Below are 16,101 nucleotides of genomic sequence, written 5' to 3' on the forward strand. Positions count from 1 at the left end.
AGGAGTTTATTATCTATGTGGAAAGGTCTTATCGAAGAATATAAACAGTACCTACCTGTTACTGAAAATACACCTGCTTTATCACTAAATGAAGGAAATACACCACTAATCCCGTTAGTAAATTTATCAAAAGAGCTCGGAATTGAGTTATACGGAAAAATCGAAGGCGCTAACCCAACCGGATCTTTTAAAGACCGTGGTATGGTATTTGCTGTTGCAAAAGCAATTGAAGAAGGTTCTAAAGTTGTCATTTGTGCATCTACAGGCAATACATCCGCTGCTGCAGCGGCATATGCGGCACGTGCAGGCATTCAGTCTATCGTTGTCATTCCAAAAGGCAAAGTAGCACTCGGAAAATTGGCACAAGCATGCATGTACGGTGCAAAGATTATTGAAATTGACGGTAACTTTGATGATGCTTTAAATATTGTTCGCAAAATTGGAGAAAATACTCCAATCGCACTTGTAAACTCTGTAAACCCATATCGTATTGAAGGTCAAAAAACAGCTGCGTTTGAAATTGTCGACCAACTTGGCCAAGCACCTGACTACTTATGTATTCCTGTAGGTAACGCAGGGAATATTACAGCTTACTGGAAAGGCTTTAAAGAATATAATGAAGCAAAACAAAGCGGTCTTCCTAAAATGTATGGTTTTGAAGCAGAAGGTGCCGCTGCAATCGTGCAGGGTGCTCCCATTGCAGATCCGGAAACAGTAGCAACAGCGATTCGTATCGGAAATCCAGCAAGCTGGAAGTTCGCTGAAACAGCTCGTGATGAGTCAGGCGGTCTAATTGAAGCTGTAACAGATGAAGAAATTTTAGAAGCTTATAAACTAATTGCCAACAAAGAAGGGATCTTTGTTGAGCCGGGTTCAGCTGCTTCATTAGCTGGTGTCATTAAGTCAGTAAAAGCCGGTAAAATTGCTGCAGGCAGTCGTGTTGTTACAATCTTTACTGGAAACGGCTTAAAAGACCCGGATACAGCGATGAATGTTTCGACTGTTGACCTTGTTTCTCTACAAAATGACGAGCAGGAAATCCGTAATTATATCGAGGGCGTATTTAGTCTATGAGTACAAAGTGGCAAATCAAAGTTCCTGGCAGTACAGCAAATTTAGGCCCTGGATTTGATTCCATTGGCCTTGGACTATCACTCTATTTAACATTGGATGTCACATTACAAGACGAGTGGGAATTTACTCATATTGGTGACAATGTGCCTTCTGATACGACAGTCGACACACATTTAATTTATACAATCGCACAGCAGGTAGCAAAGCAATATAATGCGACGCTGCCTCCATGTAAAATTGAGATGACTAGTGAGCTTCCCCTTGCTCGTGGTATCGGCAGCAGTGCGGCAGCAATTGTAGGAGCTATTGAATTAGCCGATATTTTAGGGGGTTTGAAATTATCGCAACAGGATAAGCTGAACATTTCATCTCAAATTGAAGGCCATCCTGATAATGCTACCGCTTCGGTATTGGGAGGATTGACGATTTCTTCAATGGATGAAGCCGGAATTGTCGACACACTACATATTCAGGAGATAGATGCGGCATTCGTTGTATTTATTCCGAATATCGAACTCAAAACAGCAGCATCACGCGGTGTTTTACCGGAGCATTTAAAACGAAGCTATGCAGTGCGTGCAAGTGCCAATGCGAATATGCTGGCCGCTTCCCTTATTGCAAAGGATTATGAGCGGATTGGACGTTATATGGAAGCAGATCTTTTCCATGAGCCTTTCCGTGCAAACCTCATTCCCGAATATAATGAAATTCGCGAAGCTGCAAAAAAGGCTGGAGCGTATGGAACTGCTTTAAGTGGTGCCGGACCAACATTAATCTCGATGATCCCGCTTGCTTTATCCGAACAGTTTACCTCATCAATGCAACAACAGTTTCCTGAACACCAAGTCGTAGTGACAACTGCTTCACCATCCGGCTCCACTGTCACAGCTTATTAATAATAAAATTATAGATGAGGCTCTTTATAAGGGTATTTAATGTACGTTATTTCCACATCCGAATAACGTACATTTATTTGTTTTTTCTATACAATTTTGTATTTTATGCATAATTACCCTTAAATTTGGGTATATTAATAAATCTACTGTTAGAAAGGGGTAATGTTTATGAAAATTGCAGTTATTGGGGCTGCTGGTAAGGCAGGAACTCATATTTTAAGAGAAGCAATAATGAGAAACTTTGATGTGACAGCGATTGTAAAAAATAGGGCAACAGTTCAAGAAGAAAATATTAACATCATTGAAAGCGACCTGTTTAATTTAACAGAGGAACAAATCGCTCCTTTCGATATTTTAATTAATGCTTTTGCTCCACTACCAGGGGAAGAACATTTACATGTTGATGCTGGTGAACATTTAATTTCCTTACTAGAAGGAACAGAGAAGAAGTTGTTCGTAATCGGGAGTTCAGGCTGCCTCTTTGTTGATCGCGAAAAAACAGTCCGCCTTATGGATCTCGAAGATTATCCGGAAGACCTTGCTGTCGCAGCAAAGGCTCAATTGCAGAATCTGCGTGATTTGGAAAGCTCTTCAATCCACTGGTCCTTTGCCATTCCATCGGCAATGTTCGATTCGGATGGACCGCGTACCGGCCACTATATTAAGGGTGAAGAGAAAATTTTAGTAAACTCGCAATTTAACAGTTATATCAGTTATGCTGATTTTGCTGTCGCATTGCTCGATGAAATTGAAAAAAATGAATACCCAAATACAACATTTACTGTTGCATCTGAAAATGTAACAGCAGCATCTTAATAAAAAGCGCCGAAGCTTTTGGCCTCGACACGATAAAAAACCAGCATGCTCCCAAAAGGAGATGCTGGCTTTTTTTGTGGAGAAATTAAGTTAACATCACTAAACTGATCGCCATAACTGCCATACCTGCTATTAATCCATAAATTGAAGAATGGGCTTCATCATATTTTTTAGCAGCCGGCAACAGCTCATCAATCGAAATAAATACCATAATACCTGCAACACCAGCAAAAACAATACCGAACAATGTATCTGTCATAAATTGCATTAGTACTAAGTAGGCAATAAACGCACCGAGCGGCTCTGATAAACCAGAGGCGAACGACCATTTAAATGCCTTCATACGCTTCCCTGTTGCATAAAAGATAGGAATAGCTACCGCAATACCTTCCGGAATATTATGAATGGCTACAGCAATTGCTATCGCTACTCCGACATTCGGGTCTTGCAGTACCGCCATAAATGTCGCAATACCTTCCGGGAAGTTATGAATCGCGATTGCCAACGCTGTAAATAAACCCATTTTCATTAACCGGTCTGCCTCTACATCTTCATTTCCGATTAATTGAGCCTTTTGTACATCTTCTACAGACTTTACTTCATGCGGGTTTCTCCCCTTTGGAATAAACCGGTCGATTAAGGCAATTAAAAGCATCCCCCCGAAAAAGCCGATGATAGTGTACCAATATCCTACTGTCTCCCCATGAACGTTAACTAAAGCGTCTTTCGCTTTTACAAAAATCTCTACAAGTGATACATAAATCATAACACCTGCTGAAAAGCCTAATGCAACTGAAAGAAACCTTTTATTTGTGCGTGTTGTAAAAAATGCAATCAAGCTGCCAATACCAGTAGCAAGCCCTGCAAATAATGTTAAGCCTAACGCTAATAATACATTCTCATCCATACAATTCTCCTTCTTTATAATCTTTTCTCATATTATACGCACAATGTTTCCTATGTGCAACTTTTTTTAAGCGGGAAACATCTTGTGCGGGTAACCAAATCAAATACTAAAAAAGGGATTCCTATTCATCAGGAATCCCAATACGACTATTTATGCTTTTTTGACTCATACCATAATACGCATAGGACAAACCAAGTATACCCGATACTCCACCCTGCTAAAACATCCGTTGCATAGTGGCGACCTTCCGCTATTCGTGATAAACCTATGAAAAAAATAAGGACTAGCATTACGCTGTATGTAATAAATTTCCAACTTTTATTTTTCAGCCATTTCGAAATCAAATATGCGAGCGTTAAAAAGAACATTACACTAATTTGCGCATGTCCTGAAGGAAAGCTAAATGAAGTAAGCTGATCTTCAATTTCCGGACGCGGTCGTGAAAAAATACGCTTTAAAAGCTGATTCACCCCATTTCCAACCCCAACTGCAAGAAGCACAAAGAGCACACCGCGAAAATCTTTTTTAAAGATTGCCAAATACAGCAAGATAATAACGGTTGCAACTATGACAAACTTTATTTCTCCTAAATAGTGAAATAAAATAATGAAACTATTACCAAATAATAAAGAACGGATTTTCATATCAAATGCCTCGAAGCTTGGTGTATCAAAATTCAGTGCAATAATAATAAACACCAGCAATGTAACGAATGCAAAAATCGAAACTTTCTTTTTCAAACGATAACCTACTTTCCTTATACGAACTGTTACTTCACTATTATTATATGTAATGTAGTATACAAAAAATAAAAATCCACTTCGCTAAAAAACTCTGCAAAGTAGATTCCCTCTTAAACATTCATTATTCTACAACTGTGTAATTTCCGTGCTCCATTGAAATAACGAAATCCGGTTTAGGTGGTTTACCGCTATGCTCTTTGATTTTCGCTTTGTGGCCCGCAATATGCTCCGGGCTCTTCTCCCAGGCTTTCCATGCATCCTCCGATTCCCAACGAATAATCATTACAACTTCCTCTTCACCACGTTCGCACATTTTTTACAAGCAGTTCACGGCCAATAAATCCTTCACGTTGTTCAAGCATCGAGGGACCTTGACCAGGTTTTTTGCTAAAGCGCTCGATAATTTTAAGCGAGTTGCCTTCTGTTACGATCCATTTGCGAATTTGTACGAACATTTTAATTCCCCTCTCTTTTAAAAAGGCATGCCTCTACTTGAGAGACATGCCATCTTTAATTATATTATTTTAATTCGTTTAAGATTTCATCTAATTTTTCTGCTTCAGTTGTTACACCGTTAGAAGAGAAGTACCAGTTTACGCCATCAAGGTAAACGATTTTGCCTTCTTTGTAAGCACGCGTTTGTTTGATGATATCGTTTTCGATGTCAGCTTTGATTGTTTCTACATCAGATGCTGTACGGTCGATGATTAATAATACTTCTGGGTCTACAGAAAGAATTGACTCATACGAGAAGTCAGAACCGTGTGATGAAGCTTTGATGTCAGTTGTTGATGGTTTGAAACCAAAGTCATTGTATACGTATGCGAAACGAGAATCTTCACCGTTGTCGAAACCAGAGATTTTTTTGTCGTTGTACATTGCTACTAATGCATTTTCATAGCCAGCTGCTTTTTCTTTTACAGCGTCAACTTTTTCTTGTAATGCAGCTTTTAACTCTTCAGCTTTTTCTTGTTTTCCGAAGATTTCAGCAGCTAAGTCAACTGATTCGTATACACCTTCAACATAGTTTGAGTTATCAGAACCGATGAATACTACGTTTGGTGTAATTTCTTTTAATTCTTCATAGAAAGAACCTTGACGACCTGAGATGAAGATTGCATCCGGGTTAGCAGCTGCTACTTTTTCGAAGTCGATTTGTTTTAAAGAACCAACATCAGTAATTGAATCATTTAAATATTTTTCTTTTAAATGCTCAGGGAAGTTACCTTTACCGCCGTTAGCAGCGATACCAACGATACCTTCAACACCTAATGCATCAAGTGTATCTAAGAAACCGTAGTCAAATACTACGATGTTTTTTGGCATTTCTTCAAATGTTACATCTTCAAAAGTAAGGGATTTACCGTCTTCTGTTTCACTACCCGCTGATAATGGAGATACTGTCATTGGGAAAGCTGGAGCTTCCGTAGATGAAGTTGTTTCTTCTGTTTTAGCTGGTTCGTTCGCTTCATCTTTTGTAGATGTTTCTTCGTCTGAACCACAAGCTGCTAACATTAATGTTAATGCTGCTGCCGTTAAAAATTTCCACTTTTTCATTGTTACTTTTCCTCCTAAAATACTCTCAAGCGAGAGTGATAATCGTTTTCAATTAACTAACGTTAGTGTAAATCAACTGCCTATAGTTGTCAATGAATATTCTGAAACTAATATTCATTCTCAATTAAATTTACAAAATAAATGCATAAGCGAGCAAAGCTCATGCATTTATCCGCATTTTTATTTAACTATGTGAATTAAAATATACACAAATACGACAGCCATCTTGTTCCTGCACCGGAATATGCATATCATATACTTCTCGTAATGCTTCAGAGTTAATAATCTCATTTGTTGGACCATCTTTTACAAGGCGTCCATCCTTCAATGCGACAATCCGATCTGAATATACTGAAGCAAAGTTAATATCATGTAAAACAATTACTACTGTTTTGCCCAATTCATCAACAAGCTTGCGTAAAATTTTCATAATTTGAACAGAGTGCTTCATATCCAAGTTGTTTAAAGGCTCATCCAGTAAAATATATTCTGTATCCTGAGCGATTACCATCGAGATAAAAGCACGTTGCTTTTGACCACCTGATAATTCATCCAAAAACTTATGTTCCATTTCACCAAGTGTCATATATTCAATCGCACGGTCGATATGCTGCTCATCTTCTGGAGTCAAACGACCTTTCGAATATGGATAACGACCAAATGATACAAGCTCACGAACTGTTAAACGCACATTTAAATGATTTGACTGACGTAAAATAGCAACGCGTTTCGCAAAATCATTGGACTTCATTTTTTTAACATCACTTTGATCTAAAAATACTTCTCCTGTATCTGCATCAAGCAACCGGCTTACCATTGATAATAATGTAGATTTACCTGCTCCATTCGGTCCGATAAACGAAGTAATTGCTTTCGGCTGAATAGTTAATGAGACATCCTCAACAACCGGTTTTTTTCCAAAGCTTTTAGAAAGCCCTTTAATTTCAATCATCCTGCTTTCCTACTTTCCTTCAGTATTAGGTAAATAAAGTAAAGTCCACCGACAAAGTTAATAATAACGCTGATCGTTGTACTTAACTGGAATACATGCAGTACTAAGAACTGCCCACCGACAAGTGCAATAATACTAATTAAACTCGCACCCACTATTAAAACGGAATGCTTGTACGTAGCAAAAAACTGATATGCCAAGTTAGAAACGATTAACCCTAAAAATGTAATTGGTCCAACAAGCGCAGTAGATGTTGCAATTAAAACAGAAGATAAAATTAATACTTTCAATACTATTCTATCATAATTTACACCTAAGTTTATTGCATTCTCCCGACCTAGTGACATGACATCTAAATCACGCAATAAACGGTAACCGTAGATAAATGAAGCCCCTAAAATAATGACAGCAATGAATAGCAGCTCTGTTTTCACATTCATGAAACTAGCAAACAAACGTGTCTGTAAGCTTTCATATTCTACAGGGTCGATTATTACTTGTAAAAATGTTACAAAACTGCCGAGTAATGTTCCGATGATCATTCCGGCAAGTAAAAGTAGGAAAATCGGATGTTTATCTGCCCGGAACAAGAAACGGTATAAAATCAGCGCGAAAATTACCATTGCCAATATTGATAAGCCAAAGTTTAAATAACGACTTACTACAAAGATTGACGCAGAGCCTGCAAAGAAGAAAATAACCGTTTGCACTACTTCATACATCGAATCGACACCCATCATAGATGGTGTCAGTAAACGGTTATGTGTAACCGTCTGAAATGTAACGGTCGCATATGCAATCGCCGTTCCTGTAATTACCATTGCTGCTATTCGCTCTAACCGCTTTGGAAAGGCATAACTGAATCCGCCCTGAATATTGTAAAAAGCAAATAACGCAATACATACCAGTGCGATAATTGCTAAGAAAATCAACTTCGTACTATTTTTTCGCATATGCTTTCCCCCTAAATAACATTACTAAGAAGATCGCACTGCCGATTACCGCAACCGTTGTGTTTACGGGAATTTCAAACGGATATACAATTAAACGACTTAAAATATCACACATTAATAGGAATGCTGCACCTAAGAAGATTGTATGCGGAATTGTTTTACGTAAATTGTCTCCCATATATAATGAAACCAAGTTCGGTACGATTAATCCTAGGAAAGGTATAATCCCTACCGTTAAGACAACTGTAGTGGAAATAATCGCTACTAGTACTAAACCAAGATTCAATACGGTACGATAGCTTAAGCCAAGATTTTTGGCGAAATCTTCACCCATCCCAGCCACTGTAAACTTATTGGCATATAAATACGCAAGGAAAATTGCAGGCACCGCTACATAAAGCAATTCATAGCGACCTGATACAACAAGTGTAAAACTTCCTAGAAAGAATGTATCTACACTTTGCAGCACATCCGCCTCATACGCAAGAAATGTTGAAATGGCACCAATAATATTCCCATACATAATCCCGATAAGAGGTACAAAAATAACGTCCTTGAATTTAATGCTTTCAAGAAGACGCATGAAAACCATCATACCGATCAGTGCAAATGTAAAACTGAATATAATTTTCTCCATATACCCAACACTTGTAAAAAATATCATTGATACAACAATACCTAGCTTTGCCGCATCAAGTGTACCAGACGTAGTCGGCGATACGAATTTGTTACGGCTTAAGCTCTGCATAATTAATCCAGAAATACCCATCCCTGCCCCAGCAAGTATAATTGCCATTAATCGCGGTACTCGACTCATTAAGAAAATTTGCATTTTATCTGAATCCCAATCCAATAAATCAGATGGCTTAATGTCGATAGCTCCGATAAACAATGATAAAAAGGACAGGACGATGGTCGCTACTACGAGCATCCAAAGTCTCATTTCATTCTCCCACTATTCTTTATATATTTTATACCTCTATATATTACGTAATTTCTAAATGAAAATGAGAATCATCTCTTTCCCTACATCATTATATAATTGCTAATAATGAAAATCAAACAGACAATTTATAATAAGTTATTTTAAAAGAAGAATAGACTGAAAAATGTACTTTTAGAGCGATTCTCCGTTTTAATTACGCATCCTTTCTCTTTATTAATAGGAAGAAAATTCAAATTAAAAAAGACCACAATTATTAAAAATTGTGGTCTTACATTTATAATCGATATGTTTTTTTACTTACACTATACTTATTTAATGCTTCGCGATTCACATTATAGCCAAGCCCTTTTGACTTTGGAACAGTAATGTAGCCATCTGTAACGGTTACTTCAGGTTGAATAATATCTTCATGCCAATAACGTTCAGAAGCAGCGGTATCTCCAGGCATTATAAAGTTTGCAAGACTTGTCAGTGCAACATTTTGTGCGCGGCCGATACCCGCTTCCAGCATTCCCCCACACCACACAGGAATATTGTGTTCCATACAGTAGTCATGGATACGCTTTGCCTCGCTAATACCGCCAACTCGCGCAATTTTAATATTTATCACCCGACAGCTGCCAAGTTGAACCGCTTTTCTCGTGTCCTCTAATGAAGTAATACTCTCATCTAAACAAACCGGTGTCTTTATTTGTTTTTGCAATAGTGCATGATCGATTATGTCATCATGCGCTAATGGCTGTTCAATCATCATTAAATTAAATGCATCCAACTCTTTTAAACGATCGATGTCATCTAATGTATACGCAGAGTTTGCATCTGCCATTAAAGGAATTACCGGGAATGCCTGCCGAATTGTTCGGATTAGCTCAATATCTTTGCCTGGCTTAATTTTTACTTTAATTCGTTTATAGCCTTCATCCAAAAACTGCTGAATCGTTTGGATCAGCTGTTCATCTGTAGGCTGTAAACCGATGCTGATTCCTACTTCGATTTTTTCCCGGACTCCTCCAACAGCCGATGCCAACGATTGGTTCGTCAATTGAGCATAAATATCCCACACCGCTCCTTCAATCGACGCTTTCGCCATATTATTGCGTCGAATCGGACGGAATATTTCATACACGTCATCTGGATGCTTTAATTCTTTCCCAAGCAATGCAGGGATTAAAAAATCCTCCAATAAATGAAGCGAAGTTTTAAATGTTTCTTCTGTATAGGAAGGCTCCTCAAATGCAACCCCCTCGCCCCAACCGACTACACCACTTTCATCTGTCGCCTCAATAACTAAAAAACGCTTGTCTTGCATTGTACCTAAGCCTGTCGTAAACGGGGTTTTCATTCGCATCACTAGTTCATGAATTGTTACTTTTACTAATTTCATATTTGTTGCTCCTAATAATATTCAGCCGCCGAATCATTCACTAATTGATGCTAAAGAGCAAATAATGAACGCTTTACAAGTAAGTAATGGCTAATATTATCATCTATTTTGTTTAAATAAATTATTTTATAATTTTGATCAAACATTGCCTGTAAAATGTGTCTTGTTTTATAGCGCCAATCTTCCGCTAAAGAGACACTTTCCACTTTGATTTTCTGGAAGTTCGTAGGGATAGGTAACAGATAGGCATCATGGATAAGCGACTCTTCTTTTTTGAATCTTTGCTCGGGATCCAATGTCGGAAGGCCTACCATATTTTCTTCCCAATTTACTACCGGCTTTGCTTCATCCAGTAATTCTTCCACTTTCGCATCCCAGCGCAAGTAATCATTATCTACAAGTTGCCATTCTACACAAAGACGATCTGTAGGCAATACTCGATTGAACGGATCTTCCATTTCTCCGTAGCAATTTTCTATATAAGTATCGCTGTAACTACGCAATTTTGAAAAGTTTAAAAATCCGCTGCGTGCTTCAAGAGGGTCAAATGTCCAGCGGCAAGTTCTATAACCGCGCTCTATAGCGATATCCTTTAAGTAATTTTTAAGAAGTTCTCCAACGCCTAGCTCACGATAATTACGTTTCACACCAATCATATGGGAATATAAGTATATATTCTCATCCATATATCCAGGGCAACTATAGTTAAAACCAATTATTTCATCATTTAAATATGCACCGAGTACAATCCCGCCATTGCGAATCGTCGCAATTGTCTGATGTACCGGAATGCTGCCAACAGCCCAAATTTCATGCTCTAGCTTACGTGCCTCTTCAATTTGTTCAATTGTCGTTAACTCTTTAATCGTCACTGATTCTAACATAATTCTGCCTCCCCTATAGTTACTTTTCTTCATTCTTTAAAACGCCTTGCTTTACTTAGTTCTCTCCTCAATCATGCTATGTTACCATGATTTCTGAAAAAGATGTGTAACCATCGGGAATGTTCTACATATATCGGTTACCCGGTTATTTTCGACCAAATGTAGCGAATTTAACCCAAGCAGGTCTCTTTCGGCAAATGTTTTTGACAACTGCTGAAAGAAGTTAATGTGAAGAATCGATACTTCCTTACTCAAAGATTTCTTAGCGCTTTGATAAGTATCATCCCAATCCCATTATATACCACATACTACCTTTTTAAGTAGTTAACTTTTATTATTCCTTATTGACCAAAAGAAAAAACCTTTATTTGCAGAATTTCTGCAAATAAAGGTTTGATAATTACTTAATACCGCGCATTGCTTTAGAGATGATTGGCGAGATTAGGAGGATAATAACACCTAATACCACCGATAAACCACCTAATACACCAAAGTAAGTTGTTTCAGATACAATTCCATAAACTCGAACTAACTGTGCGTTAATTGCTTGTGCAGCAGCTGAAGCTAAGAACCATAACGCCATTGTTTGTCCTGCGAATGCAGCTGGAGCCAATTTCGTTGTAGCTGATAGACCAACCGGTGACAGCAATAGCTCACCTAATACTAACAGGAAGATTGAGAATACAACCCAAAGTGGATTTACTAACGTATCTTCCGGAGTTAAAACGATTGCTGCGATCATTACGAAGAATGAAATACCTGCAAAGAATAAAGATAAAGCAAATTTCTTCGGAGTTGATGGTCCGCGATCCGCTAATTTTGTCCACATAATCGCAAACATTGGCGCTAGAACGATGATGAATAACGGGTTAAATGACTGGAACCATGCAGCTGGAATTTCAAAGCCCCATAAATTTAAATTTGTACGTGTATCAATGAATGTTGCAATAACTGTTGAAGATTGTTCAGCAATTGCCCAGAACATTACCGCACAGATAAATAATGGGATATAAGCTAATAGACGAGATTTTTCGTCTGCATTTGTTTTTGGACTACGATACATATAAATAATAAATAGCGTAGGAATCATTACACCTAAGAATGTAATTAACAATGAGAAGTTTTCAATGCTTGCGTTACCTGTTTGGTAAGCTACGAAACCTAAAATCACAATAATTAAACCACCGATTGTGAAGTTACGAGTCGTCGTTTTCTTCTCTTTACCAGAAAGTGGGTTTGGTGCTACAGAACCTGCTAAACCAAGGCTCTTTTGTGACATTAAGTAAACAACTAAACCGATGAACATACCTACCGCAGCAACACTGAATCCTGCGTGGAAGCCCCAGTTCTTTTGGAATAAACCAACTAATAACGGTGCCAGGAAGCCACCCATGTTGATACCCATATAGAAAATAGAGAATCCTGAATCACGACGTGCATCATTTTCCGCATACAAGTCACCAACTACCGATGAAACGTTTGGTTTTAATAAACCAGTACCAATAATAATAAAGAACATTGATAAGTATAATGCTGTTACACCAAGCGGCAAGGCCAATAATATATGACCAATCATAATTAATATTCCGCCGTAGAATATCGCTTTACGCATACCAGTAATTCGGTCAGCGATCCACCCGCCAATAATACCTGACATGTAGATTAATGAACCGTAAATCGACATGATGATGTTTGCTTGCGTACGATCCAATCCTAATCCACCATCTTTAACTGCGTAATACATGTAGAATAGTAGAATGGCACGCATACCATAATATGAAAAACGTTCCCAAAACTCTGTAAAGAATAGTGTAAACAACCCTTTAGGTTGACCGACAAAACCAGTTTGAGGAACGGACTTCACGATTTCTTCTTTTGAATACATTTGAAATCCTCCCGATTAATAAATATTCCGACAATATACTCCGTCGTCTGTTGTCTGACATTTGAAATAATATACTTGAACACTTTAGCCTAATAGTTGATTAAAATCAACAAATAATCAAAATGTTATAATTTTATGTTTTTTCTATATTTTCAGATAAATTAAGTGGATTGTCACAACAAGATTTTTGTATTATAAATCAATTAATTCAGTAATGAAATTATTTTGACTTTTCCTTAGAAAAATAAATTTTCATAAATATAGAAAAAGACTAAAGTACAATGTGTCTGCAATGTACTTTAGTCTTTCGTTTATATTATTGCTTAACAACATAATTTTCATACTTTTGATAATCCGCTTCTTTAAGTTCAAGCGTCAATAATGTACCCTCTTCTTCATACTCCGTTTCTAGAACGGTTGCCTGCTCATTTAAATAGGAAACAATTCCGCCCTGATTATATGGAATAAGCATTTGACACGTTATATAATTAGCAAAAATTTGCTGACGAATTAACTGAAGTAACTCCTCAAGTCCTACATCTTCCTTCGCAGAAAGCCAAATATTATCTCCGCTGACTAACGGATATTCTACATCAGCCAAATCGGATTTATTATATACATATATAGTAGGAATATTTTCAACATCAATTGCTTTTAATGTCTCATTCGTTACATCCATCATAAATCGGTATTCCTCATTAGAAACATCGACAACATGCAGCAACAGGTCGGATTCTCGTGCTTCTTCCAATGTCGATCGGAAGGCTTTTACTAAATGATGCGGCAATTTACTAACAAAACCAACCGTATCAGTCAGTAAAAAGGATTTGTTATCTTCTAGGTCAATATTGCGGACCGAAGTTTCAAGTGTTGCGAACAACATATCCTTTTCAAACACTTGCTTTGTATCATCTTGCCCTGCCTTTGCAAGTAACTGGTTCATAATCGTGGATTTCCCTGCATTTGTATAACCTACAATTGATACGACAGGCACTGCATTTTTACGGCGTTGTTTACGCTGTGTTTCACGCTGTTCTTTAACTACTTCCAACTCTTTCTTGATTTTCGAAATCTGATCTTCAATTTTACGGCGGTCAAGTTCAAGTTTCGTTTCCCCTGCACCACGGTTTTTAAAGCCGCCGCCTGTTCCTCCCCCTTGACGGGATAATGAAGCATGGAGCCCAACTAGGCGCGGGAGCATATACTGTAATTGAGCGAGCTCTACTTGTAATTGCGCTTCACGCGTTTTTGCACGGCGACTGAAAATATCTAAAATCAGCATTGTGCGATCAATTACTTTACATTGTAAATCACGTTCTAAATTACGGATTTGCGATGGTGAGAGTTCATCATTAAAAATAACAATGTTGGCATCTGTTTCATCAAAGAACGCCTTAATTTCTTCAATCTTCCCTGTGCCTACATAATGTGAAGGTGTGACCCGTTCCAGATTTTGCGTCACCATACCGACAACTTCTACATCTAAGGCTTGTGCTAAATTCGCCAATTCTTCCATTGAGTAATCGAAATGCTCATCCTTTTGTAAATTGACGCCAACTAATACACCGCGTTCAATCAATACTTCAACATCTTTCAAATTTTTGCCTCCTTGCTACCATCTATAGTTTTTTCCCATCGTAACATACAATTCAAAAGCCTGTACAATGACAGCATATAAGCGCATTATGATACTATAGGAACACAATTATTTCTCTTCATCATCACTCACCTTTCGCTGGTGAGTGATGAATGAAGAAAAGCCCCGGCGGATGTCACAGATTTTTTAAAGGAAAATGAAGTCAGCCTAAATACGTCACATCATGTGACAACGGCTGACTGCCCCACATCCTGTGGGCCTAAAAAAATCTGGATGCAATTACGCCGAGGCGTAATTGATGAAAAAAGAAAAGGCGGTTTTTATGGAATTCGAACAAATGAAAGTGCAGCTTCATGCACTCATTTCTAATAAAACACTACTTCAGGCAACAATTAGCCAGCCACGTCAGAAGTCCAATGACCTAAAACGGGTCAAACTCAAGCCGGTAGAGATTCGCGGAGACTATATGATCCAGCTGGAATTTCAATATGAGCGCATTTTAAAACATGAAAATATTACAATTGAAGATTTAGCTGTAAAGCTTGATGCTCTTTTTGAACAGTTTCGTCAAGTACATGCAGAGTTTCAGGAGCAGACAGTACAAGTGCAACTCTCGAAGAAAAATAAAGTACTTTGGAAATCCGATCAAAATACAACAGCTAAACAGGTGAACTTATCCCATAATCGAAAAAAACAGTATTTATTGGATGATTCCCGTGTTCATCCGTTTTTAGTCCGCTTAGGGGTGCAAACAGAGGATGGAAAAATAAAGAACCAAAAATACGATAAGTTTAAACAAATCAATCGCTTTGTTGAGTTTATCGATGATTCATTAGCGCATTTGCCGAAAGACAGAACGATTCGCATTTTAGATTTCGGTTCAGGTAAATCTTATTTAACATTCGCTTTGTACCATTACTTAAAAATTGAAAAGGGTCTTGATATTCATGTCACAGGCCTGGACCTCAAAAAGGAAGTAATCGAAGAATGTAATCGGATTGCTGCTGATTTACAATATGAAGATTTACAGTTTTTAGTCGGGGATATTAATGACTTCAATGAAGAAACTGCTGTAGATATGGTCGTAACGCTTCATGCTTGTGATGTTGCGACAGATATGGCATTAGCCCGTGCAGTAAGGTGGGGCGCAAAAGTTATTTTAAGTGTTCCTTGTTGTCAGCATGAGCTGAACCGTCAGCTGCAGGTACCAGCACTATCAATTATGACACAGCATGGTTTAGTGAAGGAGCGCTTTGCAGCATTAGCTACCGATTCAATTCGCGCTGAACTTTTATCACTTGTCGGCTATGATACTCAATTATTGGAATTTATCGATATGGAAAACACACCAAAGAATATTTTAATACGTGCTTACCATACCGGTAAGAAGCCAACGAGTGAGCAGCGGTTAAAGTACGACGAATTTGTGCGCTTTTTATATGCCAAGCCATTTCTAGAAAATGAGCTGCAAGATTTACTCCTATAGTAAAATAGTTTTCTCACTTTG

The 16,101-nt window shown here is 37.9% G+C and carries 14 protein-coding genes and 1 pseudogene; 4 read left to right on the top strand and 11 right to left on the bottom strand.

The window, feature by feature from the left end:
- The first annotated feature begins 15 nt into the window (after positions 1-15).
- From thrC to CBM15_RS14665, 3 genes are all read left to right on the top strand, one after another.
- Positions 16-1,074: a threonine synthase gene (gene thrC, locus CBM15_RS14655; protein ID WP_087618086.1), complete on the top strand. Its 1,059-nt coding sequence runs from the start codon at positions 16-18 to the stop codon at positions 1,072-1,074.
- Positions 1,071-1,970 carry a homoserine kinase gene (thrB, locus tag CBM15_RS14660; protein ID WP_087618087.1) on the top strand — a complete coding sequence of 300 codons (900 nt, stop codon included), beginning with the start codon at positions 1,071-1,073 and terminating at the stop codon, positions 1,968-1,970. The genes thrC and thrB overlap by 4 nt, the downstream gene beginning before the upstream one ends.
- Positions 1,971-2,138: 168 nt before the next feature.
- Entirely contained in the window at positions 2,139-2,786 is a 648-nt protein-coding gene (locus CBM15_RS14665) for an NAD(P)-dependent oxidoreductase (RefSeq protein ID WP_008405832.1), read from the top strand.
- Between the two features lie 85 nt (positions 2,787-2,871).
- On the opposite strand, the gene zupT is transcribed toward CBM15_RS14665, so the two are convergent.
- The 11 genes and pseudogenes from zupT to hflX all read right to left on the bottom strand — a co-directional run bounded on the left by zupT (position 2,872) and on the right by hflX (position 14,594).
- A complete protein-coding gene (zupT, locus tag CBM15_RS14670) occupies positions 2,872-3,693 on the bottom strand; it encodes a zinc transporter ZupT (protein WP_014822515.1) in 822 nt (273 codons plus the stop codon).
- Between the two features lie 146 nt (positions 3,694-3,839).
- Positions 3,840-4,433, bottom strand: a complete 594-nt coding sequence (locus CBM15_RS14675; protein WP_087618088.1) for a phosphatase PAP2 family protein — start codon at positions 4,431-4,433, stop codon at positions 3,840-3,842.
- 124 nt (positions 4,434-4,557) lie between these two features.
- Positions 4,558-4,891 (bottom strand): annotated as a pseudogene (locus CBM15_RS14680) (antibiotic biosynthesis monooxygenase family protein).
- A gap of 64 nt (positions 4,892-4,955) precedes the next feature.
- Positions 4,956-5,993 (bottom strand): siderophore ABC transporter substrate-binding protein, encoded by a 1,038-nt coding sequence (locus CBM15_RS14685; RefSeq protein ID WP_087618089.1) that lies wholly within the window; start codon positions 5,991-5,993, stop codon positions 4,956-4,958.
- A gap of 184 nt (positions 5,994-6,177) precedes the next feature.
- Positions 6,178-6,945: an iron ABC transporter ATP-binding protein gene (locus CBM15_RS14690; protein ID WP_008405841.1), complete on the bottom strand. Its 768-nt coding sequence runs from the start codon at positions 6,943-6,945 to the stop codon at positions 6,178-6,180.
- Positions 6,942-7,898 carry an iron chelate uptake ABC transporter family permease subunit gene (locus CBM15_RS14695; protein WP_008405842.1) on the bottom strand — a complete coding sequence of 319 codons (957 nt, stop codon included), beginning with the start codon at positions 7,896-7,898 and terminating at the stop codon, positions 6,942-6,944. The genes CBM15_RS14690 and CBM15_RS14695 overlap by 4 nt, the downstream gene beginning before the upstream one ends.
- Positions 7,885-8,841: an ABC transporter permease gene (locus tag CBM15_RS14700; RefSeq protein ID WP_008405843.1), complete on the bottom strand. Its 957-nt coding sequence runs from the start codon at positions 8,839-8,841 to the stop codon at positions 7,885-7,887. Before CBM15_RS14700 ends, CBM15_RS14695 begins: the two co-directional genes overlap by 14 nt.
- A 277-nt stretch (positions 8,842-9,118) precedes the next feature.
- On the bottom strand, positions 9,119-10,228 hold the full coding sequence (gene menC, locus CBM15_RS14705) for an o-succinylbenzoate synthase (RefSeq protein WP_087618090.1): 1,110 nt from the start codon (positions 10,226-10,228) through the stop codon (positions 9,119-9,121).
- A gap of 50 nt (positions 10,229-10,278) precedes the next feature.
- The gene (locus tag CBM15_RS14710) at positions 10,279-11,112 is read right to left on the bottom strand and encodes a GNAT family N-acetyltransferase (RefSeq protein WP_014822509.1); all 834 of its coding nucleotides are present in this window, start codon (positions 11,110-11,112) and stop codon (positions 10,279-10,281) included.
- A 400-nt stretch (positions 11,113-11,512) separates the two neighbouring features.
- Positions 11,513-12,997 (bottom strand): peptide MFS transporter, encoded by a 1,485-nt coding sequence (locus CBM15_RS14715; protein ID WP_087618091.1) that lies wholly within the window; start codon positions 12,995-12,997, stop codon positions 11,513-11,515.
- 316 nt (positions 12,998-13,313) lie between these two features.
- Positions 13,314-14,594, bottom strand: a complete 1,281-nt coding sequence (gene hflX / locus CBM15_RS14720) for a GTPase HflX (RefSeq protein WP_087618092.1) — start codon at positions 14,592-14,594, stop codon at positions 13,314-13,316.
- Positions 14,595-14,916: 322 nt separating this feature from the next.
- On the opposite strand from hflX, the gene CBM15_RS14725 reads away from it, so the two are divergent.
- Positions 14,917-16,080 carry a class I SAM-dependent methyltransferase gene (locus tag CBM15_RS14725; protein ID WP_087618159.1) on the top strand — a complete coding sequence of 388 codons (1,164 nt, stop codon included), beginning with the start codon at positions 14,917-14,919 and terminating at the stop codon, positions 16,078-16,080.
- Positions 16,081-16,101 lie beyond the last annotated feature (21 nt).

The organism is Solibacillus kalamii, assembly GCF_002174535.1.
GTDB lineage: Bacteria > Bacillota > Bacilli > Bacillales_A > Planococcaceae > Solibacillus > Solibacillus silvestris.

Bases quoted from the DNA above. Each gene is read 5' to 3' on its own strand.
- CBM15_RS14665 (WP_008405832.1), top strand. From the start codon at position 2,139: ATGAAAATTGCAGTTATTGGGGCTGCTGGTAAGGCAGGAACTCATATT.
- CBM15_RS14690 (WP_008405841.1), bottom strand. From the start codon at position 6,945: ATGATTGAAATTAAAGGGCTTTCTAAAAGCTTTGGAAAAAAACCGGTT.
- thrB (WP_087618087.1), top strand. From the start codon at position 1,071: ATGAGTACAAAGTGGCAAATCAAAGTTCCTGGCAGTACAGCAAATTTA.
- menC (WP_087618090.1), bottom strand. From the start codon at position 10,228: ATGAAATTAGTAAAAGTAACAATTCATGAACTAGTGATGCGAATGAAA.
- CBM15_RS14695 (WP_008405842.1), bottom strand. From the start codon at position 7,898: ATGCGAAAAAATAGTACGAAGTTGATTTTCTTAGCAATTATCGCACTG.
- CBM15_RS14700 (WP_008405843.1), bottom strand. From the start codon at position 8,841: ATGAGACTTTGGATGCTCGTAGTAGCGACCATCGTCCTGTCCTTTTTA.
- CBM15_RS14710 (WP_014822509.1), bottom strand. From the start codon at position 11,112: ATGTTAGAATCAGTGACGATTAAAGAGTTAACGACAATTGAACAAATT.
- zupT (WP_014822515.1), bottom strand. From the start codon at position 3,693: ATGGATGAGAATGTATTATTAGCGTTAGGCTTAACATTATTTGCAGGG.
- CBM15_RS14725 (WP_087618159.1), top strand. From the start codon at position 14,917: ATGGAATTCGAACAAATGAAAGTGCAGCTTCATGCACTCATTTCTAAT.
- thrC (WP_087618086.1), top strand. From the start codon at position 16: ATGTGGAAAGGTCTTATCGAAGAATATAAACAGTACCTACCTGTTACT.
- CBM15_RS14685 (WP_087618089.1), bottom strand. From the start codon at position 5,993: ATGAAAAAGTGGAAATTTTTAACGGCAGCAGCATTAACATTAATGTTA.
- CBM15_RS14715 (WP_087618091.1), bottom strand. From the start codon at position 12,997: ATGTATTCAAAAGAAGAAATCGTGAAGTCCGTTCCTCAAACTGGTTTT.